This is a genomic window from Amphibiibacter pelophylacis (assembly GCF_037688875.1).
GTDB lineage: Bacteria > Pseudomonadota > Gammaproteobacteria > Burkholderiales > Burkholderiaceae_C > Amphibiibacter > Amphibiibacter pelophylacis.
Window position 1 is genome coordinate 100110 of record NZ_JAWDIE010000002.1, and the last position, 26739, is coordinate 126848.

At 65.5% G+C, this 26739-nt stretch carries 16 protein-coding genes; 7 read left to right on the forward strand and 9 right to left on the reverse strand.

Features of this window, described 5'->3' with window-relative positions; genetic code table 11:
* The first annotated feature begins 6 nt into the window (after window positions 1-6).
* Complete coding sequence (locus RV045_RS01800) at window positions 7-495, forward strand: MliC family protein (protein ID WP_423234047.1); 489 nt, start codon at window positions 7-9, stop codon at window positions 493-495.
* A gap of 93 nt (window positions 496-588) precedes the next feature.
* Here RV045_RS01800 and RV045_RS01805 read toward each other — a convergent pair whose 3' ends face one another.
* The 3 genes from RV045_RS01805 to RV045_RS01815 all read right to left on the reverse strand — a co-directional run bounded on the left by RV045_RS01805 (window position 589) and on the right by RV045_RS01815 (window position 4246).
* Entirely contained in the window at window positions 589-1671 is a 1083-nt protein-coding gene (locus tag RV045_RS01805) for a TRAP transporter substrate-binding protein (protein ID WP_423234048.1), read from the reverse strand.
* A 143-nt stretch (window positions 1672-1814) separates the two neighbouring features.
* Window positions 1815-3623 (reverse strand): TRAP transporter large permease, encoded by a 1809-nt coding sequence (locus tag RV045_RS01810; protein ID WP_423234049.1) that lies wholly within the window; start codon window positions 3621-3623, stop codon window positions 1815-1817.
* The gene (locus RV045_RS01815) at window positions 3620-4246 is read right to left on the reverse strand and encodes a TRAP transporter small permease subunit (protein ID WP_423234050.1); all 627 of its coding nucleotides are present in this window, start codon (window positions 4244-4246) and stop codon (window positions 3620-3622) included. The genes RV045_RS01810 and RV045_RS01815 overlap by 4 nt, the downstream gene beginning before the upstream one ends.
* Window positions 4247-4432: 186 nt before the next feature.
* Here RV045_RS01815 and RV045_RS01820 point away from each other — a divergent pair, with 186 nt between their 5' ends.
* Together RV045_RS01820 and RV045_RS01825 are read left to right on the forward strand one after the other, a co-directional pair.
* Complete coding sequence (locus RV045_RS01820) at window positions 4433-5413, forward strand: AEC family transporter (RefSeq protein WP_423234051.1); 981 nt, start codon at window positions 4433-4435, stop codon at window positions 5411-5413.
* 108 nt (window positions 5414-5521) lie between these two features.
* Complete coding sequence (locus RV045_RS01825; protein WP_423234052.1) at window positions 5522-6835, forward strand: hemolysin family protein; 1314 nt, start codon at window positions 5522-5524, stop codon at window positions 6833-6835.
* Window positions 6836-6875: 40 nt separating this feature from the next.
* Here RV045_RS01825 and RV045_RS01830 read toward each other — a convergent pair whose 3' ends face one another.
* From RV045_RS01830 to RV045_RS01845, 4 genes are read right to left on the reverse strand one after another with little or no spacing between them, the layout of a single operon-like run.
* Window positions 6876-7436: a YaeQ family protein gene (locus tag RV045_RS01830; RefSeq protein ID WP_423234053.1), complete on the reverse strand. Its 561-nt coding sequence runs from the start codon at window positions 7434-7436 to the stop codon at window positions 6876-6878.
* A gap of 3 nt (window positions 7437-7439) precedes the next feature.
* The gene (locus tag RV045_RS01835) at window positions 7440-8327 is read right to left on the reverse strand and encodes a UDP-2,3-diacylglucosamine diphosphatase (RefSeq protein ID WP_423234054.1); all 888 of its coding nucleotides are present in this window, start codon (window positions 8325-8327) and stop codon (window positions 7440-7442) included.
* A complete protein-coding gene (locus RV045_RS01840) occupies window positions 8324-8836 on the reverse strand; it encodes a peptidylprolyl isomerase (RefSeq protein ID WP_423234055.1) in 513 nt (170 codons plus the stop codon). Before RV045_RS01840 ends, RV045_RS01835 begins: the two co-directional genes overlap by 4 nt.
* Window positions 8837-8869: 33 nt before the next feature.
* Complete coding sequence (locus RV045_RS01845) at window positions 8870-9508, reverse strand: peptidylprolyl isomerase (protein ID WP_423234056.1); 639 nt, start codon at window positions 9506-9508, stop codon at window positions 8870-8872.
* A 122-nt stretch (window positions 9509-9630) separates the two neighbouring features.
* Between RV045_RS01845 and cysS the strand changes: the two genes are divergently transcribed.
* Genes cysS through tilS form a run of 4 tightly spaced genes read left to right on the forward strand, consistent with a single transcriptional unit; the run spans window position 9631 to window position 13866 of the window.
* Window positions 9631-11076: a cysteine--tRNA ligase gene (gene cysS, locus RV045_RS01850; protein WP_423234057.1), complete on the forward strand. Its 1446-nt coding sequence runs from the start codon at window positions 9631-9633 to the stop codon at window positions 11074-11076.
* Complete coding sequence (locus tag RV045_RS01855) at window positions 11073-11750, forward strand: DNA-3-methyladenine glycosylase family protein (protein ID WP_423234058.1); 678 nt, start codon at window positions 11073-11075, stop codon at window positions 11748-11750. Before cysS ends, RV045_RS01855 begins: the two co-directional genes overlap by 4 nt.
* Window positions 11751-11771: 21 nt before the next feature.
* Window positions 11772-12737: an acetyl-CoA carboxylase carboxyltransferase subunit alpha gene (locus RV045_RS01860; RefSeq protein ID WP_423234059.1), complete on the forward strand. Its 966-nt coding sequence runs from the start codon at window positions 11772-11774 to the stop codon at window positions 12735-12737.
* Window positions 12712-13866: a tRNA lysidine(34) synthetase TilS gene (gene tilS, locus RV045_RS01865; RefSeq protein WP_423234060.1), complete on the forward strand. Its 1155-nt coding sequence runs from the start codon at window positions 12712-12714 to the stop codon at window positions 13864-13866. The genes RV045_RS01860 and tilS overlap by 26 nt, the downstream gene beginning before the upstream one ends.
* Here tilS and RV045_RS01870 read toward each other — a convergent pair.
* The gene (locus tag RV045_RS01870) at window positions 13854-20885 is read right to left on the reverse strand and encodes a YDG domain-containing protein (RefSeq protein ID WP_423234061.1); all 7032 of its coding nucleotides are present in this window, start codon (window positions 20883-20885) and stop codon (window positions 13854-13856) included. The genes tilS and RV045_RS01870 overlap by 13 nt on opposite strands.
* Before the next feature lie 184 nt (window positions 20886-21069).
* Complete coding sequence (locus tag RV045_RS01875; protein WP_423234121.1) at window positions 21070-24981, reverse strand: beta strand repeat-containing protein; 3912 nt, start codon at window positions 24979-24981, stop codon at window positions 21070-21072.
* Between the last annotated feature and the right edge of the window lie 1758 nt (window positions 24982-26739).

Genomic DNA, 26739 nt, shown 5'->3' on the forward strand with positions numbered 1-26739 from the left:
ACTGCCATGCAACTTCGTCACCTGCCCCTTCTGGCCTGCAGCCTGCTGCTGGGGGCCTGCGCCACACAGGGCACCTGGACTTCAGCGCCACCGCCTCCGGAGCCTGACGCGACGGTGCCGACAGCCACGCAGGCTGCGGCGCCCAGCGTGGCGCCCATCACAGCGTCTGCACCACCAGCCGTCGCTCCTGCGGCAGTCCCCCGGGCCGGGGTGCCTGCGGCCAAACCGCCCGCTGCGCCCCGGGTGCTGGGGAAGCGCCAGATCTATCGCTGCCCCAGCGGCAAGGCAGCGGTGGCGCAGTACGACACGTCCGGCGAGCGGCTGCGGCTGCGCTACGGCAAGCGCTACTACGCCATGACCATCGCGCCATCGGCCAGCGGTGCGCGCTATGAAGGCGGTGGCCTGGTCTGGTGGTCCAAAGGCTCAGGCCCGGGCTCTACCGCCATGGTCATAAAAGCCAGCACAGACCGGGCCCTTGAAACCTGCACCCGCTGAACGAAGACCCGCTGTTCCCATCCCACAGGCTGGGCTGCAGGGTTCACAAAAAAACCCGGCCGAGGCCGGGTTTTCTGTTCGAGGGGAAAGCGCTCAGGGCAGTTTCACGCCGCGCATGTAGCCGTCGAAGCTGGCCTGCGAGAAGCGGTCCCACAGCAGCTGGTCTTTCTGGAAAGCCAGGTAATCGCCGTAGATTTTCTTCCACACGGGGTTGCTGGCATTGAGCTCGCTGTAAATCGCCATCGACTGCTTGAAGGCCTCGTCCATCACCGCCTTGGGGAAGGCCGCGACCTTCACCTTCTGGGCCACCAGCTGCTTGAGCGCGCCGGGGTTCTTGGCGTCGTATTCGGCCTGGATCGACACGTGGGCCGCACGCGTGGCGGTGTCCAGAATGGCCTTGTTCTCGGCCGACAGGCCGTCGTAGGCCTTCTTGTTGACGAAAAAGTCCAGCTCGGCGCCACCCTCCCACCAGCCCGGGTAGTAGTAGTTGGGCGCCACTTTGAACAGGCCCAGTTTCAGATCGTCGTACGGCCCGATCCACTCGGCGGCGTCAATAGTGCCTTTTTCCAGCGCCTGATAGATTTCACCGGCGGGAATCTGCTGCGGCACGGCGCCCATGCGCTCCAGCACCTTGCCGGCAAAGCCGCCAATGCGCATTTTCAGGCCCTTCATGTCGGCCAGGGTCTTGATTTCCTTGCGATACCAGCCGCCCATCTGGGTGCCGCTGTTGCCGCCGGGGAAGTTGACGATGTTGTAACCGGCGTAGAACTCGCTCATCAGCTTGCCGCCGTTGCCTTCCAGCATCCAGGCGGTCATCTGGCGGCTGCCCATACCGAAGGGAATGGCGCAGCCCAGGGTGAAGGCCTCGTTCTTGCCGAAGAAATAGTAAGGCGCCGTATGGCACATTTCGACGTTGCCGCCCTGCACGCCGTCCAGCACGCCCAGCGGGGGCATCAGCTCGCCGCCCGGGTGAACGGAGATTTCAAACTTGCCGCCCGACATGGCCTTGACCTGCTTGGCCATGTATTCGGCCCCGCCCATCAGCGTGTCGATGGATTTGGGGAAGCTGGACGCCAGGCGCCAGCGCACCGTCGCCTGGGCATGCACGGCCGGGGCAGCGCCCGCCGCCAGGATACCGGCCAGGCCGGCAAATTTCACCATTGAACGTCGATCCATGAAAATCTCCAGTGAGTAAGAAAAAGGACAGCGGGGCTTCGGGGTTCAGGACGCAAACTTGGTCAGACCAAATTTGCGACGATTCTATGCACGAATTCCGGAAAAAAACTTACGGGTAAACACCCATCCAGACGGCGGCAGCGTCACTTTTGCGCCGCCTTGCTGGCTTCTTCCAGCTGTTTGAGAGCGTCGGCATCGCTCTCGGCGGGGGGCGCTTCAGCGGGAGCCGTAGCCGGGTCCGCAGGCGCGGCCGCATCGGGCGCCGCGGCATCGGGGGCGGCCGGAGCCTGCAGCGCGCCCGCATCCGCCGGCGCATCGCCCCAGCCTTCCGACGACGAATCCTGGTTCAGGATGTCCAGCACCTGCGTGTTGTCCAGCTGGACCTCGTGCTCGACGCCGCCGGTGACGATTTTCGGGAAGGCGATCACCGTGGCCACCATGACCAGCTGCAGCAGGATGAAGGGCACCGAGCCCCAGTAGATCTCGGTGCTCTTCACGCCCTGGATGGTGCGGCCATTGACCTTGTCGCGGTAGGGCCCGCTGGGCGCCACGCTGCGCAGGTAGAACAGCGCAAAGCCAAAGGGCGGGTGCATGAAGCTGGTCTGCATGTTCAGCGCCAGCAGCACGCCGAACCAGACAAGATCAATCCCCAGCTTGTCAGCCACTGGCGCCAGCAGGGGCACCACGATGAAGGACAGCTCAAAAAAGTCCAGGAAGAAGGCCAGGAAGAAGACCAGGATGTTGACGACGATGAGGAAGCCCAGCTGCCCACCCGGCAGGCCGGACAGCAGGTGCTCGACCCACAGCGGACCATCCACGCCCTGGAAGGTCAGGCCAAACACCGTCGCGCCAATCAGGATGAAGACCACGAAAGTCGACAGCTTCATCGTCATGTCCATGGCCTGCTTGAGCAGTGTGAAGGACATGCGCCGGCGGGCTGCCGCCATCAGCAGGCCGCCCATGGCGCCCATGGCACCGCCTTCGGTCGGCGTGGCCCAGCCCATGAAAATGGTGCCCAGCACCAGGAAAATCAGCCCCAGCGGCGGGATCAGCACGAAGGTCACGCGCTCGGCCATCTGCGACAGCAGGCCGAGTCTGAAGCTCTTGTTGACCACGGCGGCGACAAAAGCCACCGCCGTGCCCACGCACAGCGACAGCACGATCAGCTCGTCGCGCGGCATGGTATCCGGGCGGGTGTGGGCAAAGGCCAGCGCGCAGCCGACCGACACCAGGGTGAGCAGGCCCAGCGAGCGCAGACCGCTGTCGCCATTGCTTTCGCGGATGGTGCGCGCCTCGGCGGGCAGCGCAGGCAGCCACTGCGGTCGGAAAATCGCCACGCCCACCACAAAGAGGATGTACATGGACATCAGCATGAAGCCGGGCAGAAAAGCGCCCTTGTACAGATCGCCCACCGAGCGGCCCAGCTGGTCGGCCAGCACGATCAGCACCAGCGACGGCGGGATGATCTGCGCGAGTGTCCCGGACGCCGCGATCACCCCGCTGGCGATGCGCCGGTCGTAGCCGTAGCGCAGCATGATGGGCAGCGAAATCAGGCCCATGGAGATCACCGACGCGGCCACCACGCCCGTCGTCGCGGCCAGCATGGCGCCGACCAGCACCACGGCGATCGCCAGACCCCCGCGCAGCGGGCCAAAGAGCTGGCCCACGGTGTCCAGCAGATCCTCGGCCATGCCGGAGCGTTCCAGGATCAGCCCCATGAAGGTGAAGAAGGGAATCGCCAGCAGCGTCTCGTTCTGCATGATGCCGAAGATGCGCAGCGGCAGCGCGCTCATCAGCGATTCCAGCCCCGGCACACCAATCTCGATGCCGACCAGGCCAAAAAACAGCCCGCAGGCGCCCAGCGAGAACGCCACCGGGTAACCCATGAGCAGAAAGATGATCAGCCCGCAGAACATCAGCGGGGCCATGTTTTCCAGCATGAAGGCGATCATGAACGTTCTCCGGCGGTGGCGGTGGCTGCGGCGGCCTTGTCAGCGTTCTGCTGCGCCAGGATGGCCTCGGCCAGCTCCTGCTCGGCGGATTTCTCGCTGGCTTTGCGTGTGGGGTCGTCAATCAGGCCCTTGAGGTAAGCCCAGCGCTTGATGAATTCGGACACCCCCTGCAGGCCCAGCAGCGCAAAACCGATGGGCACCAGGGCGTACACCGGCCAGCGGATCAGGCCACCGGCCTGGTTGGACATCTCGCCCGATTCAAACGCGCGGATCACCAGCGGCATCACCATGGTGATCACAAAGTAAACCACCGGCATCAGGAAGATGCAGATGAAGAGCATGTCCAGCTTGATCTGCGTGCGCTTGGAGAATTTGCTCACCACCAGATCAATGCGCACGTGCTCCTGGCGCATCAGCGTGTAGCCGGCGGCCAGCAGGAAAATCGCCGAAAACATGTACCACTGCGCTTCCAGAAATGCGTTCGAACTGGTCGAAAACACCTTGCGCACGACAGCGTTGGCAGCACTCACAAAAGCGCAGGCGAACACCAGCCACATCACCGCCCGGCCCACCCGCTCATTGAGCGAATCAATCAGGCGCGACAGCCCAAGTAAAGCATTCATGGTGGATCACTTTCCAAAAAACAATCGAGCGCATCGGCTCTTGGTCTGACCAAAAACGGCTTGATTCTAGCTGCGCTGTAAGGGGCTTTCGCCTCGGGGTTTACCCTTTGGGTGCTTTTGCGCTACGCCATACAGAAACCGCGCGCCGCCGGGGCTTGCGGGCAGCACGGGCTTATCATCGCGGCCATGCTGCAGATCCTGCTGGTCACCCTGCCCTTCTTCGCTCTGGTGCTGTGTGGCTTCGCGGCCACCTGGCGCGGTGCGCTGCCGCTGTCGGCCATCCCGGGGCTGAACGGCTATGTGCTGTTTTTCGCCCTGCCCGCCATGCTGTTCCAGTTTGGTGCGCGCACGCCGCTGGCGCAGCTGCTGGACGTGCCGGTGTTCGCCAGCTACACCGCAGTCGCACTGGTGATGGTGGCGCTGGCCGTTCTGGTCAGCCGCAAACCGTGGCGCGCCGGGCCGCCCGCCATGGGCTGGAACGACAGCGCGTTTGGCGCGCTGGTCGCGGCCTTTCCCAACACCGGCTTCATGGGCGTGCCGCTGCTGGTGGCGCTGCTGGGCCAGGCGGCGGCCGGGCCCATGATCGTCATGATCGCTGTCGATATGGTGCTGACCTCCAGCCTGTGCATCGCGCTGTCGCGACTGGACAGCGAAGGCGGTTGGCGCATCGCGCTGCGTCAGGCGCTGCGCGGCATGGCGGGCAACCCCATGCCGTGGGCGATCGCGCTGGGCGTGCTGTTTTCCGCCCTGCAGTGGCAGTGGCCGGGGCCGGTTGCGCGCACGCTGGACATGCTGGCGCAGTCGGCCTCGCCCGTGGCGCTGTTCACCATCGGCGCGGTGCTGGCCCGCTCGCAGCGGCTGATGCGCGAGGACCACAGCCACCGCATCGCGTGGAGCGAGGTGCTGCCGGTGACGCTGCTCAAGCTCTTCGTCCACCCGCTGATGATGGCGCTGGCCCTGAAGGCCATGGCCCTGCTGGGCGCTGGTGTACCGCCCACGACGGCCACGGTGCTCATCGTGGCGGCGGCGCTGCCCAGCGCCAGCAACGTCTCGCTGCTGGCCGAACGCATGGGCGCCAACAATGGCCGCATCGCGCGCATCATCCTGGTGACGACAGCGGCGGCGTTCTTCACGTTTGCGCTGATACTTTCGGCGCTACAGCGCTAAAGATCGAACAGCGGGCACGCCAGACGGGTCACCGCAGTAGCCATGGCATAAACTGGTCTGCCCCTGGGGCTGTTGGGCCGCTGGTGCCTGTCAATAGAAAGTGAAACTATGGAAATTCTGATCCTGCTGGGTCTTGTCATGCTCAACGGCATCTTTGCGATGTCCGAAATTGCGCTGGTGACAGCCCGCAAGGCCCGTCTGATGAAACTGGCTGCCGAAGGTGACCCGGCTGCAGCGATTGCGCTCAAGCTGGGCGAAGACCCGACCCAGTTTCTGTCGACCATCCAGATCGGCATCACCTCGATTGGCCTGCTCAACGGGATCGTGGGTGAAGCCGTCCTGGCGGGCCCTTTCTCACTGTGGCTGCAATCCATCGGTGTTCCCGTCGGGGTCGCAAACATCGGCGCCACCGCGGTGGTCGTGGTTGGGGTGACGTATGTCTCCATTGTCGTGGGCGAGCTGGTGCCCAAACGCCTGGGCCAGATCACACCAGAGCCCGTGGCCCGGCTGGTGGCCCGGCCCATACAGATTCTGGCGCTGGTCACGCGGCCTTTTGTGATTCTGCTGTCGGTTTCGACCCATACCCTGCTGCGCATTATGGGGGTGAAGCAGAACACCGCATCCAGTGTGACCGAGGAAGAAATTCATGCCATGCTGGAAGAAGGCTCCGAGGCCGGTGTTATCGAGCAGCAGCAGCACGAGATGGTGCGCAATGTGTTCCGGCTCGATGATCGCCAGCTGGGCTCACTGATGATTCCGCGCTCGGATGTGGTCATCATCGATATCGAGCTGCCCCCGGAAGAAAACCTGCGCCGCCTGATTGAATCAGAACATTCGCGCTTCCCGGTGTGCGATGGCGGTCTGGACACGATACTGGGGGTGATTCATGCCAAGCAGGCGCTGGCCTGCGTGGCCAAAGGGCAGACTCCAGATTATTCCGCCAATCTGCATCCCAGCATTTATGTGCCCGAGACACTGACCGGCATGGAATTGCTGGAGCAGTTCCGGAACAATCACATGCAGATGGCTTTTGTGATTGACGAATATGGCGAAGTGGAAGGCATCGTGACCCTGCAGGACGTGCTTGAGGCGCTCACGGGCGAATTCAGTCCGCGTAACGCCAATGATGCGTGGGCCGTGCAGCGCGAGAATGGGTCCTGGCTGCTGGATGGCGCCATTCCCATTCCGGAAATGAAAGACTGCCTTGAACTCAAGCAGGTTCCCGAAGAGGACAAAGGCCGCTACCACACGCTCAGCGGCATGATGATGTTACTGCTGGGCAAGGTGCCAGCCACGGGCGATCATGCCGATTGGGAAGGCTGGCGGTTCGAGGTCGTTGATATGGACGACAAGCGCATCGACAAGGTGATGGCTACACCGCTGCTGAATGGCACGCCGGCAAAAGACATCATCACGGCTTGACCCTAAAGGGGCTTATTCCCCGCCGTTGATTCCCCGCCGTTTATTTCCAGCGAACGGGTTCGACGCTGATGCTGCCGGCCTCGCTGCTCAGTGTCACGGCGCCGTCCTGCACCGTGGCCTGCAGCACCATGCTGCGCTGCGCGAGCGCGGCCAGCTCGGGCGCGGCTTCGGGCGGCAGGCCCCAGACCTGCAGGCGGTCCATGCGCGCCACCTTGTTCTGGAGCGCCGGCCACCAGATGCGCGCCGAAGACGCAAAGGCGTACACCGCCACCGCATCGGCCTGGTTGCAGGCGCGCTGCAGGGCACGCTCCTCGGGCTGGCCGACCTCGATCCACAACCGGTGGCGGCCCGTGAAATCGGTCAGGACCACGTCCGGATCAGAAGGGTCGCTCAGGCCCGCGCCAAAACGCAGCACGCCATCGCCCTGGCAGACGTCGGCCAGCTGCCAGGCGTTCAGGGCCAGCGCCAGCAGGCGCACCATCATGCGTTCGTCGGTTTCGCTGGGGTGGCGCGCCAGGGTCAGCGCGTGGTCGGAGTAGTAGCTGTGGTCGATGTCGGCCACAGCGACCTGCGCCTTGAAAATGGTGGATTTCAGCGCCATGGTTTACAGATCCTGCCGGTGCAGCCCGTCGGGCGTCCAGACCAGCACCTGGGCCTGTGTCAGGGAGAATTTTCGGGAAGTGTCCGCGTCAGCGCCGCCGCCCTGTTCGCGCCAGTCCGCCAGCACGTGGCACAGGCGTCCGTCCGGCAGCGTGTGGTCCTGCGGGCGGTGGGTGTGGCCGTGGATCAGGCGCTGGCAGCCGCTGGCGTCCAGCAGGGCTGCAGGCGCATCGGGGTGGATATCGCCCGGTTCGCCTTCACCCGCAGCCCGGGCGGCGGCGTGAGCCTGCTGCTGCGACTGCGCGCTGCGCTCGCGGGCGGCGCGGGCGAACGCCTGGCGCTCAACCAGCGGCCGGGCCAGAAACGCCTGCTGCCAGGCCGGGCTGCGCACACTGGCGCGAAAGGCCAGGTAATCGCCATCGTCCAGGCAAAGCGCATCGCCGTGGGTCAGCAGTGCGGTCTGGCCCCAGGCGCGCACGCGCAACGGATCAGGCAGCGGCTGCACGCCCGCACGCTGCAGGAGCGCATCGCCCAGCAAAAAATCGCGGTTGCCGCGCATCAGGGCAATTTGCAGCCCCGGGCGCGCTGCGGCAGCGGCCAAAACGGCGATCTGCTGGGCCTCGAAAGCGCCTTCAACCTCGGCCGCATCGTCGCCCACCCAGACCTCGAACACATCGCCCAGCAGCCAGACGGCATCGGCCGGGGTCTGCGCCAGGTGCGCCTGCAGCGCGGCGGCAATGGCAGGGGTGTCGGGCGACAGGTGCAGGTCGGAGACGATGTCCACCCGGCGCCAGTGCGCAGGCAGCTCCCGCCAGGGCAGACGCGCCAGCTCGTCCGGCGCAAAGCCGGGCGGCCAGGGCAGGCGGGAGGGAGAGCTGCCCAGGGGAATCACTCGGCGGTGTCGTCCACCACGGTCATGGATTCGATGGTCACGGCCTCGACGGGCACATCGTCGTGGAAGCCCTTGCGGCCGGTCTTGACCTTCTCGATGGCATCGACCACTTCGCGGCCTTCGGTGACTTCGCCAAACACGGCGTAGCCCCAGCCCTGGCCCGACGGCGCGGTGTGGTCCAGAAAACCATTGTCCTTGGTGTTGATGAAGAACTGCGCGGTGGCCGAGTGCGGATCGTTGGTGCGCGCCATCGCCAGCGTGTACTTGACGTTCTTCAGGCCGTTAGCGCCTTCGTTGGGGATGGGGTCGCGGGTGGGTTTCTGCTTCATGGCCGCATCCATGCCGCCGCCCTGGATCATGAAGTTCTTGATGACGCGGTGAAACACGGTGCCGTCGTAGTGGCCGCTGCGCACATAGGCCAGGAAGTTTTCAGCCGATTTCGGCGCTTTTTCAGCGTCCAGCTGGATGCGAAACTCACCGGCGGAGGTTTTGACGAGAACGGAGGTCATTGAAATCCTTCAGAAAAATCAGATCAGAAAAAGTCACTGGACCACGCTGGCCGAGCGGATGATGACGGGCTGCGCGGGCACGTCCTGATACGGGCCGACGCTGGTGGTGCGCACGGCGCGGATTTTGTTCACCACATCCATGCCCTTGACGACCTTGCCGAACACGGCGTAACCGTTGCCATCTGGCGAGCGCGCCGGATCCAGGAAGAGGTTGTCCTTGACGTTGATGAAGAACTGCGCCGAGGCCGAATCCGGATCGCTGGTGCGCGCCATGGCCACGGTGCCCACGGTGTTCGAGAGGCCGGTTTTCTCCAGCGCAATGGGCGCGCGGGTGGGCTTCTCTTTGAAATCGGGGGTGAAGCCGCCGCCCTGGATCATGAAATCGGCAATGACGCGGTGAAACACCGTGCCGTTGTAATGCCCGCTTTTCACGTACGACAGGAAGTTGGCGACCGTTTTGGGCGCTTTGGCGGCGTCCATCTGCAGGACGATCTCGCCCGCGCTGGTGTCCAGTCGGACCTCCTGGGCCTGCGCGGGGCTGGCCCACGCGAGGGTGGCGATGCTGCTGCACAGCCCCACCGCCAGCAGCGCGCGGCGCGAGCGTGACGTCGTGGAGCGGGAGGACGGACTGGCGGACTGGCGGGGGGTCTGGCGGGTGTTCCGGGTGCTCATGGCCTGGCCCTAAAGTTATACTGGAGGCGCGATTCTACCCACTGCGGCTTGTCCACCCGCTGCGTCGGGGTGTATCGCCCCGCACCGGCACCCGCTGCCGGTTTTTTCTTCCCGGAACCACCATGACGCAACGCATCTACAACACCCTCAGTCACCAGATCGAGCCACTTGTTCCGCTGCAGGACGGCCATGTGCGCATGTACGTCTGCGGCATGACGGTCTACGACCTGTGCCACATGGGCCACGCCCGCGTGCTGGTGGCTTTCGATGTGGTGCAGCGTTGGCTGCGCGCCAGCGGGCTGCGCGTGACCTATGTGCGCAACATCACCGACATCGACGACAAGATCATCCGCCGCGCCGCCGAGAACGGTGAAACCCTGCGCGCCCTGACCGACCGCATGATCTCTGAAATGCACCGTGACGCCGACGCCCTGGGCGTGCAGCGCCCCGACCACGAGCCCCGCGCCACCGATTACGTGCCGCAGATGCTGGACATCGTGCGCCGCTTGGAGGAGCGCGGTCTGGCCTATCAGGCCCCGCAGGGCGATGTGAACTTCGCCGTGCGCGCCTTCCCCGGCTACGGCCGCCTGTCGGGCAAAAGCCTGGACGACCTGCAGGCCGGCGAGCGCGTGGCCGTGCAGGACGACAAGCGCGATCCGCTGGATTTCGTCCTTTGGAAAGCCGCCAAACCCCAGGAGCCCGACGAGGCCCAATGGGACAGCCCTTATGGCGCCGGTCGCCCGGGCTGGCACATCGAGTGCTCGGCCATGAGCTGCGCGCTGCTGGGCGAGCACTTCGACATCCACGGCGGCGGACAGGATCTGCAGTTCCCCCACCACGAAAACGAGATCGCCCAGAGCGTGGGCGCCAGCGGCCAGCCGTTCGCCAACGTGTGGATGCACAACGGCTTCGTCAACATCAACGACGAGAAGATGTCCAAATCGCTGGGCAACTTCTTCACCATCCGCGAGGTGCTGAAAACCTTCGACGGCGAAACGCTGCGCTTTTTCATGCTGCGCACGCACTACCGCAGCCCGATCAACTTCAGCGACGCCGACCTGCGCGAGGCCCAGACCGCCCTGCGCCGCATCTACACCGCACTGCAACAGGCGCAGGACGCGGGCGTGGCGCTGCCCGAACCCGACTCCGCGCTGGCCGCGGCCGACTGGCAGGGCGACGACGCGGATGCTGCGCGCTTCGCGGCTGCGATGTCAGACGATTTCAACACCTCGATCGCCCTGGCGGTGCTGTTTGATCTGACGGCGCAGCTCAACCGCGCGCTTCAGGGCCCGGCGACCGATCTTCAGGCCGCCACCCGCGCTGTGCGCCTGCTGCGTGCGCTGGGCGCAACCCTGGGCATCCTGCAGCAGTCGCCGCAGAGCGTGCTGCAGGGCGAGGCCAGCGCGGGCGAGCCGGACACCGCCGCCATCGAGGACGCCATCGCCCGGCGCCAGGCGGCCAAACAGGCGCGCGATTTTGCCGCCGCCGACGCCATCCGGGCCGAGCTTCAGGCGCAGGGCATCCTGCTCAAAGACAGCCCCACGGGCACGACCTGGACCCGCGCATGAGCGACATCAACGACTTCGCGGTGCCCGGCGGCATCAAGCCCGATTACTGGGACGCGGCGCGCGATCACCTGATCGCGTCCGACCGCATCCTGCGCGATCTCATCCCCCGGCTCGGTCCCGGCCACCTGGAAGGGCGCGGCGACGCGCTGACCACGCTGGCGCGTTCCATCGTCGGGCAGCAGATTTCGGTCAAGGCCGCGCAGGCCGTCTGGGACCGCGCCGTGCTGGTGCTGGAAAAGCACCGCCAGGACGGCGACGGCCACCTGTGGTGCGAGCCGCTGCTGCGCGCCGAAGCCGCCGTGCTGCGCGAGGCCGGGCTGTCGCTGCGCAAGATCGAATACACCAAACACCTGGCGCAGCGCCACGCCGACGGGCTGATCGACGTGGCGCGCTGGGAGGGCATGGACGACGAAGCCGTCATCCAGGATCTGATCACCCTGCGCGGCGTGGGCCGCTGGACGGCCGAGATGTTCCTGATTTTTCACCTGCTGCGCCCCAACGTCCTGCCGCTGGACGACGTCGGTCTGATCAAGGGCGTGAGCAGAAACTGGTTCGCCGGCGAACCCGTCAGCCGCTCCGACGTGCGCGAGCTGGCCGGGGCCTGGACGCCTTACTCCAGCGTGGCCACATGGTACATTTGGCGCAGTCTGGACCCCTTGCCGGTGGCCTACTGACCCCGTAACCAGCGGATTTCCATGAGCAGAAAACACTTTCTAGATTTTGAACAGGGCATTGCCGACCTCCAGGCCAAGATCGACGACCTGCGCCACGTGCAGGGCGATTCGGCGGTGGATATCTCCGACGAGATCGGCCGGCTGGAGAAAAAAGTCCGCCAGCTCACCCGGGACATTTACGCCAAGCTCAGCCCCTGGCAGACGACGCTGGTGGCCCGCCACCCGCAGCGCCCCTACACGCTGGATTACGTGAACACCCTGTTCACCGATTTCCAGGAGCTGCAGGGCGACCGCCACTACGCCGAAGACGCCTCCATTGTCGGCGGCCTGGCGCGCTTTGGCGGGCAGTCGTGCATGGTCATCGGCCACCAGAAAGGGCGCGACACCAAGGAGCGCACCCTGCGCAACTTCGGCATGAGCCGCCCCGAGGGCTACCGCAAGGCGCTGCGCCTGATGAAGCTGGCCGAAAAGTTTGCCCTGCCCGTCTTCACCTTTGTCGACACGCCGGGCGCCTACCCCGGCATCGGCGCCGAGGAGCGCGGCCAGTCGGAGGCCATTGGCCGCAACATTTTCGAGATGGCGCAGCTGCGCGTGCCCATCATCACCACCATCATCGGTGAAGGCGGTTCGGGCGGCGCGCTGGCCATCAGCGTGGCCGACCACGTCATCATGCTGCAGCACGCGGTGTACTCGGTGATTTCGCCGGAGGGCTGCGCCTCCATCCTGTGGAAGACCGCCGAGCGCAGCGCCGACGCCGCTCAGGCGCTGGGCATCGTGGCGCCGCGCCTGCTGGAGCTGGGCCTGATCGACGAGATCTGCCCCGAACCCACCGGCGGCGCGCACCGCAAGCCGCAGGACACCTGCCAGAACATCCAGCCGCTGCTGCAGGCCGCGCTGGACCGCCTGAAGGCGCTGCCGACCCCCGAGCTGCTGGACCAGCGCTACGCCCGCCTGCAAAGCTATGGGCGCTACCTCGACGCCGCCTGAGCGGCCCGAGCCCCAGAAGCGTCCTCAAGCCCCGGCGCACCGAGCGCCTGGAGCGCTGGCCCTGAATCCGCGCTGGCTGGCGCAGGTGCTGGGCGCTGAATTCGCCCGGCCCCGCGCCATCGCGGTGGCCTGCAGCGGCGGGCGCGATTCCATCGCCCTGCTGCACGCCACGGTGGCGGCGGCGAAAAAACTGGCGCAGGCGGCGCCCTCCTCCCCTTCAGCCCCTTCAGCCCCTTCTTCCTCTGTCACGGTTCACGCCCTGCACGTGCACCACGGGCTGATGGCGCAGGCCGATGCCTGGGCCGACGGCCTGATGGCGCTGTGCGCCCAGTGGGCCGCCCGGGGCGACCCGGTCACCGGTCAGGTCAGCCGACTGCACGGTCAGCCCGCTCCCGGCGAAAGCATCGAAGCGTGGGCGCGGCGCGGCCGTTATGCCGCTTTGGGCCGCATGGCCCGCGCCGCCGGATGCCAGGCCGTGCTGCTGGCCCACCACCGCCAGGATCAGATCGAGACCGTGCTGCTGCAACTGCTGCGCAGCGCGGGTCCGGCCGGCCTGGCGGCCATGCCGTCTGATGCGCAGCGCGACGGTCTGCGCTGGCTGCGCCCCTGGCTGGATGAAGCCCCGAAGCGCATCGCCGCCTACGCGGCCACCCACGCCCTGCCTGTGGTTCACGACCCCAGCAACACCGACCCGCGCCACACGCGCAGCCGCCTGCGCCACGCCGTACTGCCCGCGCTGGAGGCGGCGTTTCCGCACGCTGCCTCGGCGCTTAGTCACGCCGCTCGCCGTGCGGCGCAGGCCGCTGACGCGCTGAACGAGCTGGCCGAACTGGACGCCGCGCAAGCGCTGGCGGGCAGCCCGCCTCGGCTGGACATCAGCGCCTGGCTCAGGCTCTCGCCCGCGCGGCGCGGCATCCTGCTGCGCCACTGGCTGGGCCAGCTAACCGCCGCTCCGCCCGAAACCCTGATCGCGCGACTGCAGGCCGAACTGCCCCGCGCCACCACCGGCCAGCGCTGGCCACTGCCGGGAGGCGCGTGGCTGGTGGCGCGGCGGGGGTGGCTGGGGACCGCTCATCCCGGCCCTCCCGCCCCAACCGCGCAGCCCGCGCCGCCCGATCAGCGGGCCTGATCCGCCGAGTTGATCTCGACGCGAACCTCCTGCCCTGAGCCCGACTTCAGCACCAGCGTCAGGGGCCAGCTGACTTTGGCCTGCGGGCTGACCTGGAAGGACTGGGTCTGGCTGTCAAAACTGACGCCTTCGGGCAGCGCCGCGCCGCCAGGCATCACGGCCTGAAGATCACCCGGCGCCGCACCGCCCCAGACCTGCGCAGGCACTGCAAAGCCAAAACCTTCGCCGCCAGACAGGGCCTGCGGCTGGATCTGCACGCGCACCTGCGCGGTCGCGCCAGCGCTGGCGGGCGTCCAGGCCACTTCGGCGGCGGGTGTGGACGTGGCCGCAGGCGCAGGTGTTGGGGCGGCCTGCGGCGCTGCCGACTCGCTGCCCGACAGGTCCAGCGCCGCATCGGTCGAGCTGATCAGCGTCGGCGCTGGCGAGGCCGTGGCCATCGGTCCAGCCACCGCGCCAGGCCCTTCCGCTGCACCGGACGAGACCGCCGTGCCGGACGAACCCGACGCAACAGCCGTCACAAGGCCCGGATCAGCCTGGGGCGCCTGGCTGACAAACACGCCGCCCGTGCGCGCCAGCCGGGTGATCTGCGCGAGCGCATCCACCCGGACATCACCCGCCGACTGCGTCAGGCTGTCGGCCACCAGGGTCTGGCCAAAGCGCGCCTGGCCGCCGTCCACCGTGTAGTCGCCCAGACGCGACGCGCCTGCCACCTGCAGGCGGCTGTCGCCCGACTGATCCAGCGTCGCCAGCTGCAAGCCGTCCGCGCCCACGTCCAGAGCCCCTCCGCGCAGGGCCAGGCCACCGGCACTGATGCCATCGACCTGCACCGCGCCCGCGCTGGCGGGCGGCGCGAAATCGACCGTCACGCCCACCGGAATATCAACCCGGCTGACGTTCGCCAGATCCGGCACGGCCCCACCGGCCCAGTTGGCGGCGTCGAACCAGCTGCCGCTCGCGCCGCCCACCCAGGTGGCCTGAGCCAGGCGGCTGATGCTGCTGCTCGCCGCAGCCTGCCCGGTGATGGCGTAGTTGCCCACATCGGCGCCGGTGAAATCACTGGTCAAAACCACGTTTTTGCCGCTGCCGACGTTTTTGTCGGCGAACTGGCCGGTGGCCGAGGCACGGACATCGTCGCCGGTGACAAGGCCATCGAAGACCGCACTGCGGGCGTCAACCGTCGCCGCCGTGCCGCCGTCGTAGACCTTGTCAGCGGCCGTGATGCCCCTCACCGACAGCGCTTTGGGCGTGATGCTGGCCGTGCTGCTGGCCTGGTCGGTGATGGCGTAGTTGCTCGCGTCGGCGCCCGAATAGCGGCTGGTCAGACTGACGGTTTTGCCGCTGCCGACGTTTTTGTCGCTGAACTGGCCGGAGCTTGTGGCCGCCACAGAGTCGCCCGCGACCAGGCCCTCAAAGAGCGCTTTGCTGGAATCCACTGCCGAGGAAGTCGCGCCGTCATAGACCTTGTCAGCCACCGTGATGCCGCTGACCGACAGCGCCTTGGGCGTGATGCTGGCCGTGGCACTGGCCTGGTCGGCGATGGCGTAGTTGCCCGCATCCGCGCCCGAGTAGCTGCTGGCCAGGGCGACGGTTTTGCCGCTGCCGACGTTTTTGTCGCTGAACTGGCCGGTGGCGCTGACCGCCACCGTGTCGCCTGCGACAAGGCCGTCGAACACCGCTTTGCTGGCATCCACTCCCGAGGAAGTCGCGCCGTCATAAACCTTGTCGGCGGCCGTGATGCCACTGACCGCCAGCGCCTTGGGCGTGATGCTCGCCGAGGCACTCGCCTGGTCGGTGATGGCGTAGTTGCCCACATCAGCGCCCGAGTAGTTGCTGCTCAGGCTGACGGTTTTGCCACTGCCGACGTTTTTGTCGCTGAACTGGCCGGTGCTGCTGGCGGCCAGGTCGTCGCCCGCGATCATCCCTTCAAACATGGCGCCGCTGGCGTCCACGGTGGCGGAAACTGTTCCGTCGTAGACCTTGTCCGCCGCTGTAATGCCACTCACCGCCACCGTTTTGGGCGTGATGCGCGCACGGGCCGTGTCCTGCCCGCTGACGCTGTAGTTGCCCACATCTGCACCCGCAACGGCCAGCGACACGGTCTGAGCCTCCGCGCTGGCATTTTTGCTGGCGAAGGTGCCGGTCACGGAAAGATCATCCCCCGCGACCTGGCCGTCCAGGCTGGAGTCGGCCAGCGCGATCTGCGCGGCAGTACCGCCGTCGTACACCTTGTCGCGGGCGGTGACGCCACTGATCACCAGCGCCTTGGGCGTGATGCTGGCCGTGGCGCTGGCCTGGTCGGCGATGGCGTAGTTGCCCGCATCCGCGCCCGAGTAGCTGCTGGCCAGGGCGACGGTTTTGCCGCTGCCGACGTTTTTGTCGCTGAACTGGCCGGTGGCGCTGACAGCCACCGTGTCGCCTGCGACAAGGCCGTCGATCACCGCTTTGCTGACATCCACTACCGAGGAAGTCGCGCCGTCGTAGACCTTGTCGGCGGCCGTGATGCCACTGACCGCCAGCGCCTTGGGCGTGATGCTCGCAGAGGCACTCGCCTGGTCGGTGACGGTGTAGTTGCCCACATCGAAGCCCGTGTAGTTGCTGCTCAGGCTGACGGTTTTGGCGCTGCCGACGTTTTTGTCGCTGAAGATGCCGGTGCTGCTGGCGGCCAGGTCGTCGCCCGCGATCATCCCTTCAAACATGGCGCGGCTGGCGTCCACGGTGGCGGAAACTGTCCCGTCGTAGACCCTGTCCGCCGCTGTGATGCCGCTCACGGCGACGGCTTTGGGCGTGATGCTGGCCGTGGCACTGGCCTGATCGGTCAGGGTGTAATTGCCCACATCGGCGCCCGAATAGGTGCTGGTCAAGCTGACGGTTTTGCCACTGCCGACGTTTTTGTCGCTGAACTGGCCGGTGCTGCTGGCGGCCACCTTATCGCCCGCGATCAGGCCGTCAAACACCGCTTTGCTGGCATCAACGGTCGCCGCCCTGCTGCCGTCGTAGACCTTGTCACCGGCGGTGATGCCGCTCACGGCGATGGCTTTGGGCGTAATGCTGGCGGTGGTGCTGGCCTGATCGGTCAGGGTGTAATTGCCCACATCGGCGCCCGAATAGGTGCTGGCCAGGGTCACCGTTTTGCCACTGCCGACGTTTTTGTCGCTGAACTGGCCGGTGCTGCTGGCGGCGACAGCATCGCCCGCAATCAGGCCGTCAAACACCGCTTTGCTGGCATCGACGGTCGCCGCCCTGCTGCCGTCGTAGACCTTGTCACCGGCGGTGATGCCGCTCACGGCGACGGCTTTGGGCGTGATGCTGGCGGTGGTGCTGGCCTGATCGGTGTAGGTGTAATTGCCCTGGTCAGCGCCCGTGTACGTGCTGGCCAGCGTCACGGTTTTTCCGCTGCCAGCATTCCTGTCGCCGAAGGTGCCAGTGCTGCTGGCGGCCAAATCGTCGCCCGCGATCATTCCTTCAAACACGGCGCGCGTGGCGTCCACGGTGGCGGAGACTGTCCCGTCGTAGACCTTGTCGGCGGCGGTGATGCCGCTGACAGTGACGGCTTTGGGCGTGATGCGCGCGCTGGCCGTCTCCTGGCCGGTGACGGTGTAGTTGCCCGCGTCCGCGCCCGAGGCGGACAGGGACACGGTCTGCGCATCCGCACTGACGTTTTTGCTGGCGAAGGTGCCGGTCACGGAAAGATCATCTCCCGCGACTCGGCCGTCCAGGCTGGCGTCGGCCAGCGTGATCGGCGCAGCGGTGCTGCCATCGTAAATTTTGTCGCGGGCCGTGATGCCGCTGAGCACCAGCGCTTTGGGCGCGACGGTCAGCGTGCCTGTGCCATACGCCAGGCGGTAGCCCAGCGCGGCCAGATCGGCGCCGCCGCCCTGTGCTTCAAGAGCGTGCGTGCCCGCGACAAGATGGCCGCTGCCGGACAGCGGACCCGGGGCGCTGACCTGTGCCGCCTGGCTGCTGCTGTCGCCGTTGACCGTGCCACTCCAGGCGGAAGCCGCCGGGCTGAAGTTGTCGCCATAGGTGATGCTGGCGTCGGACACGGCCCAGGTGGCGGTGGGCTGTTCGCGGTAAATCAGCGTGGTGCCCGAGGCCAGCGGCGCGGTGTAGCCGGTTTTGACTTTTTCCGCGAAGTAGTTGTTGTCGCTGGCGTAGCGGAACTGTCCGGGGGTGGCCAGCGCCGCAGCGCTGGTGCTGCCCGCGATGCTGCCGGTGTACAGCCGCGCGCTGCCGCCGGCGCCCACGCTCAGGCTGCCGCCGTTGACGACGATATTGCCGCCGCTGGCCGTCCCCGCGCCGAAGAAGTTGTGCGCCGTCAGGGTCAGGGCGCGGTCGCTGGCATCGGTGGTGCTGATGACGCCGCTGAGGGTCAGATCGCCGGTGTGGGTGGCGATATCGACCGGGCCGCTGGCGCTGATATCGCCGACAGCCAGCACGTTCGAATCCAGATATTTCAGGCTGGCGACCGACGGCGCGCTCAAGGTCCCCACCTTGTTGCCCACGTTGGCCATATTGAACTGGCCCCCGCCGTCCAGCACCAGAGCGCGGGCGTGAATCCCGGAACCGAACTGGCTCACCGTGCCGGGGGTGGTCAAACGCACGGTGTAGGGGACGTCGTTGTTGTCCGCATTGATGGCGTCGCGCAGCGTGATGCCGCCGCTGCCGCTGCGCAGGTGAAGATCGGTCAGCGGTGTCAGGGTTGCGTCGGACACCAGCGTGGCGGTGCTGTCGCTGCGCCCCACGGTCACCTGGGCGAATCCGGGCTGGACCACGCTGGTGATTTTCAGGAAACCTTCGTTGCTCGCTTCCAACGGGGCGCCCTCCTGAGGATTGAGGCTACCTATTTTCCAAGCGCGGCTGGCGCTGGCCTGCTGCAGTACCAGCTCGCCCGTGCCCTGCAGGCGCGCGCCGGTGGCCAGGTAAGGCCGGTCGGCTTCCAGCGTCAGCGTGCCGCTGTAGCCCGCGCCGCCCAGGGTGGTGGCGGTGCGCTCGATGTTCAGGTCCTTGGAATACTGCGAGTCCCGGCTTTTGGCGCTGAGGGTGATGGCGCCGCCCCCGCTGCTGGTCACGCGCAGCGGGCCGCCCGACGCAGCCTTGATGCCGCTGCTGGTGCCCAGTCCGGCCACAGTGGCTTCGCCCGCGATGCGGATATCCCCCGTCCCGGAGGCGATCCGCACCGTACCGTCCCCCGCAATGCGCACCCCGGCGCTGTTGTCGGCTTCGGTTTGGCCGTTGATGCTCACCCCACCACCGCCGGTGGCCTCCAGGCTGAGCGTATTGCCGCCGTCGGTGCTGTTGATCTCGACCCCGGCGCCGTTCGTGTTGCTGGATTCACCCGTCAAGGCGATGCCGCCCCCGGCGACGATGCGGCTGGCGCCGGCCAGGTCAACACCCGGGCCGCTGGGGCCGTTGCTTCGGCCCCGCAACGAGACCGCGCCGCTGCCCGCCTGCAGCGTGGCACTGTCCAGCTTGACGCCCCAGGTGTAGCCATAGGCAGCGGTGCTGCCATCTTTTCCACCGCCCAGGATCACGTTGGCGCCGCCCGTGCCATCGGCCTGGCGGGTATCGATGCCGGACAGCGCCTCCAGGGTGATATTCCCAGTGGCTGCATACGTCACCGCCCCACCGCGCGTCGTGAGCTGTTTGCTTGTGGCCTGACTGATATTGCGCGCGGCCTGGGCCGTAACGCCCAGCGCGCCATTGCTACTGGAAATATCTGCATTGATGGCGATATCGCGATCAGCGACCAGATTCAGCGTGGTTGCAGCACTTCCGGTTTTGGTGATGGCACTGGATACCGTGATGTCGCCTGCGTCCCCCGAATTGGTAGAGCCACCCTGCGTGGTATTGCTCAGGGCAGTCGTCACCGTCACATCCGCAGTATTCAGTGCATCCCCGATGGCTGCAGCCTGATCGTCTCCAATCGTGTAGTTGTACGGATCAATCAGCCACTGCCCAGCCTTGCCTTTTTCGGCCAGGGCATTCACGCCAAAACCCGCAATATCCACGCTGTGGCCAGAGGTTTCAACGCGACCGCCATCGCCGCTTTCTGCTCCGCCGGTCACTGACACCTGGCCCTGCGCTGTGGTTTTACCGCCCGCCTTGTGAATATCACTCCACAGCACCACCTCGCCGCCATCGCCGTTTTGCGTGGCGTTGGCGGTAATGCTCGAACCCGTTTCCATATTGACGCTGCTGGCCTGGCGCATCTCGCCCGCGCCTTGCCAGCCGCCGCCCACGTGTACGGTGCCACCGCCCGTGGCGCCATCGGCTTTGATCTGGCTGCCTGCTTTCAGGGCGATGGCTTGCGCCTCAAGAACAATCTTGCCGCCTTTGTTCACCAGGCTGCTGGCGTTAAGCGTGCCGGTGTTGACCACGCTGTCGCCCTGCAGCGTGATGCTGCCTGCCGGAGCCGCAATCTGGCCTTCGTTGACGACTGCGCCGCCATTTGCCCCGTCCGCACGGCCTGCGAACGGGTCTTTGCCCGCCATGAAAGCGTCGGAATCCGCTGTGCGCGTCGTGGCCACAATGCCGCCGACATTCACACTCGCGGTCGGCGAAAAGTAAACGCCCGCCGGGTTGCTCAGGTAGACTTGTCCGTTGGCTTTAATCTGGCCGTAAATCTGGCTGGGATCAACACCTTGCACGCGATTCAAGGTGACCGCGCTGGCGCTGGGATGCTGGAAATTGACCGTCGCATCGCGGCCGACATCGAAGCCCTTCCAGTCGATCACGGCGCGCTGGCTGGCCTGGTCTATGGTCATGACGGCGCCCTGCTGGGCGATGCTGGCCTGGCCTGCAGAAACCTGGCCGCCCGTGGGCAGCTGGGTGGGCGCCGGAGAATTGGGGAGTGCGGTTTGCGCAAAACCGGCAGCGGGAATCAGCAATGATCCAATAATCAGATTCCTTAGATTCAGATTGCGGCTGCTGCGACTTTTGCCGCGCCCTTTGGCGCATTCCTGAACAGCGGTCCAGCTTTGGGTGGATTCATTCCAGACGGTGCGGTAGCTTTGATTCATGTGCGCAGCAGCCCCCGGCTGATGCAGCCGGGTTCGCCTCCCTCCAATTCATATAATAAAAAACCCGGCACCTGTGAAGATGCCGGGCTATAAGACACCCGGGTAACCCGGCTGTCCCAGTCTAGTTTCAGGGTCAGTGGCGAAACGCCACAACAGGCCCTGAATGGTGGGGCAATTTCAGCGATCAGCCCGCATCAACCACCACCACCACCTCCTGGCCAGAGGCCGCGCGCAGCACCACCGTCAGCGGCAGCGTCACGTCGGCTTTGGACGCCACCGTGAAGCGCTGGGTGCGCGCGTCGAAGCTGACGCCGGAGGGCAGCGGTTTGCCATCGGGCAGCTGCGCGCGCACGCCCTGGCTGCTCTCGCCGCCCCAGACGCGCTGCGGCACGGCGAAGGTGAAGCCTTCCGGGCGGCTGAGCGCATCGGGCCGGATCTCCACATTCAGCGTGGCGGGCTGGCCAGGCGATGCGGGCGTGGATGCCACCCGCATGACGGCCCGGACTGAAGGTGGCAGCGTCACATCGCCGACGACAGTGAGGGTCGGCGCGGGGGTGTCAGGATTGCGCAGCACCGGGCTGCCTTCAGTGGGCGCGGCCACGCTGGCCGTCACCTGGCCCGGATCGACAAGCCCGGTCTCCTGACCGTCCTGCACAAAGTTCCCTCCGGAGCGGTTGAGGGTGCCCGCATTCACCGGCCCAGCGGTCAGCAGCGTGCCGCCACGCAGATCCAGCTGGCGGGCGTTCAGGCCACGATCCAGGCTGACGCGGCCGCCATCGACACTGAGCGTCTCAAGATCAACCGTCGACCTCGCATTGAACCGCCCGCTCTGCGACACCGCCACGCTACCGCCCTTCAGGCTGCCGTGCGTGGTGGCACTGCCGCCGGTCTGGCTGAAAGTGTCCGCCAGATTGACCGGTCCGTAGAAATCGAGCGTACCGCCGCTCTGGTGCAGCTGGTTCACCGAGGTGCCGCCGTCCACCGACAGCGTCCCGCCAGAGATCGACAGATCGCCACCGCGCAGCGTGCCGGACACCGCCATCGCGGCGCCCGATTGCGTCTGGGTGCCGCTCACGAAGGCGCGTTCCAGCGCGACAGCGCCGCCGGTCTGGATCAACTCCTGGCTGACCGGCATATCGCCGCTCACGCTGGCGGCCCCGGCCCCGGCCACGGCCGATCGGCCAACGCTTTGCGTCAGGGCGTCCAGCTTCAGGCCGTCGGCGCCCACCTGCAGATCGCCCCCGGCCATCATCAAACTGCCCAGACCGCTGCCGATGCCATCGACCTGCACCGGCTGGTCGGCCACTGCACTGCCCTTGGCGCCCGCCGGATCAAAACGGACCGTCACCCCGGCCGGGATCACCACATGGGCCACGTTGGCCAGATCGGGCACCGCCCCGCCCGCCCAGTTGGCCGGATCGAACCAGCTCCCCGGCTTTTCGGCGTTGGGGGCGCCCACCCAGGTAACGCTGTCCAGGCGGGTGATGCGGCTGGTGGTGTTTTCTTTCAGCGTGACGTTGTAGTTCTTGCCGCCGTTGCCATCGTCGATGACCGCCTTGCTGAGGGTCAGCGTCTTGCCAATGCCGACGTTTTTGCTGTCGAAAGCCAGCGACACCTGCGCCAGCCCGTCGCCCTTGACCAGATGGGTTGCCAGCGCCGCCAGCTCGGCCGCGCTGGCCGTGTAGCCGGTGCCGCCGTCGTACACCCGGCTGACACTGGGCGCGGTCAGGGTGATGACCCGGGGCGTGATGGTCGCCGTGGCGCTGGCCTGATCGCTGTAACTGTAGTTGGCCGCATCGCTGCCCTGGTGGCTGACGCTCAGGTCGACCGCGTGCGTGCCCGCGTTCCTGTCTGCGAAATTGCCGCTGACTGTGACGCGGACCTGATCGCCATCCAGAAGGCCCGACACCGCCGCCTGCGACGTGCTGACCGAAGCGGCCACCGTGCCGTCGTAGGCCTTGTCGCTGGCGGTGATGCCGCCGACGCGGGCCGCCCGGGGCGTGATGCTGGCCGTGGTGCTGGCCTGGTCAGCGATGGTGTAATTGCCCCTGTCGCCGCCGCTGTAACTGCTCTCCAGCCGGACTTTTTTGTCAGCGCCCACGTTTTTGTCGCTGAAGCGGCCTGCGGCGGCCACCTGCACCTGGTCGCCGCCCACCAGGCCTTCGATGACCGCGCGGCTGGCATCCACCGTGACGTCTGTCGTGCGGTCGTAGACCTTGTCAGCGGCGCTGATGCCGCTGACGGTGAGCGCCTTGGGCGTGATGCTGGCGGTGGTCGTCACCGCTGAATCCAACAGGGCGTAGTTGCTGGCCAGGCCGCCACCGCTGCCGTCCTGCAGCGCCAGACCAGTCACCGTCACGGTCTTGCCGGCGGCCACGTCCTTGCTGCTGAAATGGGCGCTTGCTGCGTCTGCCGTGACGACCAGCGTCTCGTCGCCCACCCCGGTGCTGACGCTGCCCGCGCGGGTCAACGTCGCGGTGGTGCTGCCGTCGTATGTTTTGTCGGCGGCGGCCACGCCGGTGATGGCAATGGCCTTGCGCGCGATGCTCCCGATACTGCCCTCGGCTCTGGTGGGCAGCGCGTAGTTGCTCAGCAGCGTCGCGCCGCTGGCGCTGAAGTCGCCAGCGGCCAGGGTCGCGCTCACCGTCTTGCCGCTGCCTGCATTGGCATCGTCGTAGCGGCCTGCCGTCTGGCTGACGCTGGCACCTTCGCTGTCCACAAAGCCGCTCAGGCTGAAGTTGCTGGCGCCCAGGCTGGCGGCTGTGCTGCCGTCGTAGATCTTGCGGGTGGCGCCGGTCAGGCTGGCAGTCAGGGCTTTGGGCGTAATGCTCCCGATGGGGCCCTCGGCGCTGGTGGGCAGCGCGTAGTTGCTCAGCAGCGTTGTGCCGCTGGCGCTGAAGTCGCCAGCGGCCAGGGTCGCGCTCACCGTCTTGGCACTACCTGCGTTAGCGTCGGCGTAGCGGCCTGCGGTCTGGCTGACGCTGGCACCTTCGCTGTCCACAAAGCCGCTCAGGCTGAAGTTGCTGGCGTTAAGGCTGGCCGCCGTGCTGCCGTCGTAGGTTTTGCGGGTGGTGCCGGTCAGGCTGGCGGTCAGGGCTTTGGGCAGGATGCTGCCGATACTGCCTTCGGCGCTGGTGGGCAGCGCGTAGTTGCTCAGCAGCGTTGTGCCGCTGGCGCTGAAGTCGCCAGCAGACAGCGTCGCGCTCACCGCTTTGCCGCTGCCTGCGTTGGCATCCAAGTAGCGGCCTGCCGTCTGGCTGACGCTGGCGCCCTCGCTGCTCACAAATCCGATCAGGCTGAAGTTGCTGGCGCCCAGGCTGGCGGCTGTGCTGCCGTCGTAGGTTTTGTGGGTGGCGCCGGTCAGGCTGGCAGTCAGGGCTTTGGGCGCGATGCTCCCGATGCTGCCCTCGGCGCTGGTGGGCAGCGCGTAGTTGCTCAGCAGCGTTGTGCCGCTGGCGCTGAAGTCGCCAGCAGACAGCGTCGCGCTCACCGTCTTGGCACTGCCTGCGTTAGCGTCGGCGTAGAGGCCTGCGGTCTGGCTGATGCTGGCGCCCTCGCTGCCCACAAATCCGATCAGGCTGAAGTTGCTGGCGCCCAGGCTGGCGGCCGTGCTGCCGTCGTAAATCTTGCGGGTGGTGCCGGTCAGGCTGGCGGTCAGCGCTTTAGGCAGGATGCTGGCCGCAGTGCCGCCCTGCCCGGAGATGAGGTAATTTCCCAGCTCCGCACCGCCGTAGACACTGGTTAGCGCCACGCCCCGGTTCGCGCCCACATTTTCGCCGTCAAAAGCGCCCGTGGCAGACACGGTGACCACATCCCCGGCCACCAGGCCGACGCACTGCGCAGCCGCCGTGCTGACCGTCGCGGCGGTATTACCATCGTAGGTTTTGCTCTCCGCCGTGATGCCACTCACCGCCAGCGCTTTTTGCGCAACGGTCAAAGTGCCCGGTGTGTAAGCCAGCGCATAACCCAGCCCAGCCAGGCCGGTACCGCCACCAAAAGCGGTCAGGTCGTGGCTGCCCGCCGTATAAAATTCGCTGGTGGATTTAGTACCGCCACTGATGATTGCCGGCTCACTGGCAATATCGCCATTAAGCATTCCACTCCAGCTGCCAGAAACCCAAGCATCGCCGTATGTGATACTGGCGCTGTTTGTGGTCCATGTGGCCGTCGGGCGTTCGCGATAAATCAGGTTCAGGCCCGGCGACAGCGCTGTGATGAAAGGCGTACCAGCCTCATCGTTACCATAACGAAAGCGGCCAGACCCCTGGACAGCAACCAAAGACGCCGTGCTTGTACTGCCCGCCAGGCTGCCAGTGTACAGCGTGGCCGTTCCACCCAGACCCACATTGACCGAGGCGCCGGGGTTAATCACCAGATCACCCCCGGCAGCCGTCCCCGCAGTGCTGCCCAGGCCAGCATTCAGAGTGACCGCAGTCGCAGTGGTATTGCCTGTACCCACTGATTGATCCAGAACCAGATTGCCCGCTTGCGTCGCAATATCGACAGCGCCTGAACTGGAGATGCCTGTCACAGTTCCAATCCCATCTGTCACTTCGCCAATCGTCAGGCCGCTGCGGGCGCGCAGAGTGATGTTCGCCACCTCAGTCGCAGCAACAGTCCCGATATCGTTATCCACGTTATCCAGAATAAACGTGCCGCCACCGTCCAGAATAAGCTTTGGCAAATTCTGTGTCACCACCTGGGTGACTGTTCCGCGGGTAGTCAGGCGCAGCGCAGTGCCGTTCATGTTGAGAGGCGCATCCAGAGAGATACCCCCACTGCCGGATAACAACCGAACCGGATCGAGAAAGTTTGCGCTTCCGGTGACACTCAAATTGGCCGTACTGTCGGATCGTCCAATATTGATCTGTGAAAATCCGCCTTTGACAATGGCATTGCTTCCTGTTAGCGAGTTATTCACCAAACTTAAGCTGCCACCGTCATTCCATGACAGCACGTTCACCGGCACGTCGTCAGTAATCGGTACTATATTTAGAGTTCCAGTCGACTGTAGTGCCGCCACATTAGAAATACTGAATTCGGATGACTGCAAAGTGATGTTGCCCGAATATCCTACCCCGCCCAAATTCACTGTAGGGGTCTGAGTGGCATTCGCCGATTGCAGATTAATCCCATTACCAAATAACGAAATGTCGCCTGTCGTACTGCCCCCCACAACAACATGGCCCACTGACGGATCAAAAGTTATGGCATTAGCAACCTGATTTTGATTGTTAGTTTTTACCGACTTGAAATTAATTGATCCGCCGCCAAGTGCATCAATTGAAACATTTCCAGCCCCACCCACTTGAACCCCAGTTCGCACACCCTGTGCATCAGAGATTTCGGATAAAGCGAGAAAATCAATCCCTCCAGATGAGCCTCTAATTGTTGTCGAGCCACCCGTACCCGGATTAATTACAATCCCTCTCGATTCAGCTCCACCTTGGTAACTTACAGTACTTTTGATTAAAAAATTTCCCGATATCAAATTCTCCAATCGCGCATTTTCGATTTCAACGCCGACATTTCCTTTGCCTGAACTAACGTTGACAAGATTGCCCTCTATTTGCAAACCCGTTTGGGCAGAAATCAAGGAAGCAAGATTTTGTGGGCTGGATATATAAACACCACGCTGACCATGAAAGTCAGAGGCGTTGACCCCACTTATTTGTATGGAACCACTCGATACAACTTTGGCTTGACTTATTTCAACTGCGCGGGCAAGGTCACCAGAACCATTATCGGCAGTACCGCCATTCAAAACAAGCGCTGATTCAGCCCGGATCGTCTGATCAGCCCCATCGCCACGAGCAGCGACATAAGCACCACGAATATCTGTATTATTGTCAAA

Bases quoted from the DNA above. Each gene is read 5' to 3' on its own strand.
- RV045_RS01815 (WP_423234050.1), bottom strand. From the start codon at position 4,246: ATGAATGCTTTACTTGGGCTGTCGCGCCTGATTGATTCGCTCAATGAG.
- RV045_RS01825 (WP_423234052.1), top strand. From the start codon at position 5,522: ATGGAAATTCTGATCCTGCTGGGTCTTGTCATGCTCAACGGCATCTTT.
- RV045_RS01845 (WP_423234056.1), bottom strand. From the start codon at position 9,508: ATGAGCACCCGGAACACCCGCCAGACCCCCCGCCAGTCCGCCAGTCCG.
- RV045_RS01810 (WP_423234049.1), bottom strand. From the start codon at position 3,623: ATGATCGCCTTCATGCTGGAAAACATGGCCCCGCTGATGTTCTGCGGG.
- cysS (WP_423234057.1), top strand. From the start codon at position 9,631: ATGACGCAACGCATCTACAACACCCTCAGTCACCAGATCGAGCCACTT.
- RV045_RS01800 (WP_423234047.1), top strand. From the start codon at position 7: ATGCAACTTCGTCACCTGCCCCTTCTGGCCTGCAGCCTGCTGCTGGGG.
- tilS (WP_423234060.1), top strand. From the start codon at position 12,712: ATGGGCGCTACCTCGACGCCGCCTGAGCGGCCCGAGCCCCAGAAGCGT.
- RV045_RS01805 (WP_423234048.1), bottom strand. From the start codon at position 1,671: ATGGATCGACGTTCAATGGTGAAATTTGCCGGCCTGGCCGGTATCCTG.
- RV045_RS01830 (WP_423234053.1), bottom strand. From the start codon at position 7,436: ATGGCGCTGAAATCCACCATTTTCAAGGCGCAGGTCGCTGTGGCCGAC.
- RV045_RS01875 (WP_423234121.1), bottom strand. From the start codon at position 24,981: ATGCTTAATGGCGATATTGCCAGTGAGCCGGCAATCATCAGTGGCGGT.
- RV045_RS01820 (WP_423234051.1), top strand. From the start codon at position 4,433: ATGCTGCAGATCCTGCTGGTCACCCTGCCCTTCTTCGCTCTGGTGCTG.
- RV045_RS01855 (WP_423234058.1), top strand. From the start codon at position 11,073: ATGAGCGACATCAACGACTTCGCGGTGCCCGGCGGCATCAAGCCCGAT.
- RV045_RS01860 (WP_423234059.1), top strand. From the start codon at position 11,772: ATGAGCAGAAAACACTTTCTAGATTTTGAACAGGGCATTGCCGACCTC.
- RV045_RS01870 (WP_423234061.1), bottom strand. From the start codon at position 20,885: ATGAATCAAAGCTACCGCACCGTCTGGAATGAATCCACCCAAAGCTGG.
- RV045_RS01840 (WP_423234055.1), bottom strand. From the start codon at position 8,836: ATGACCTCCGTTCTCGTCAAAACCTCCGCCGGTGAGTTTCGCATCCAG.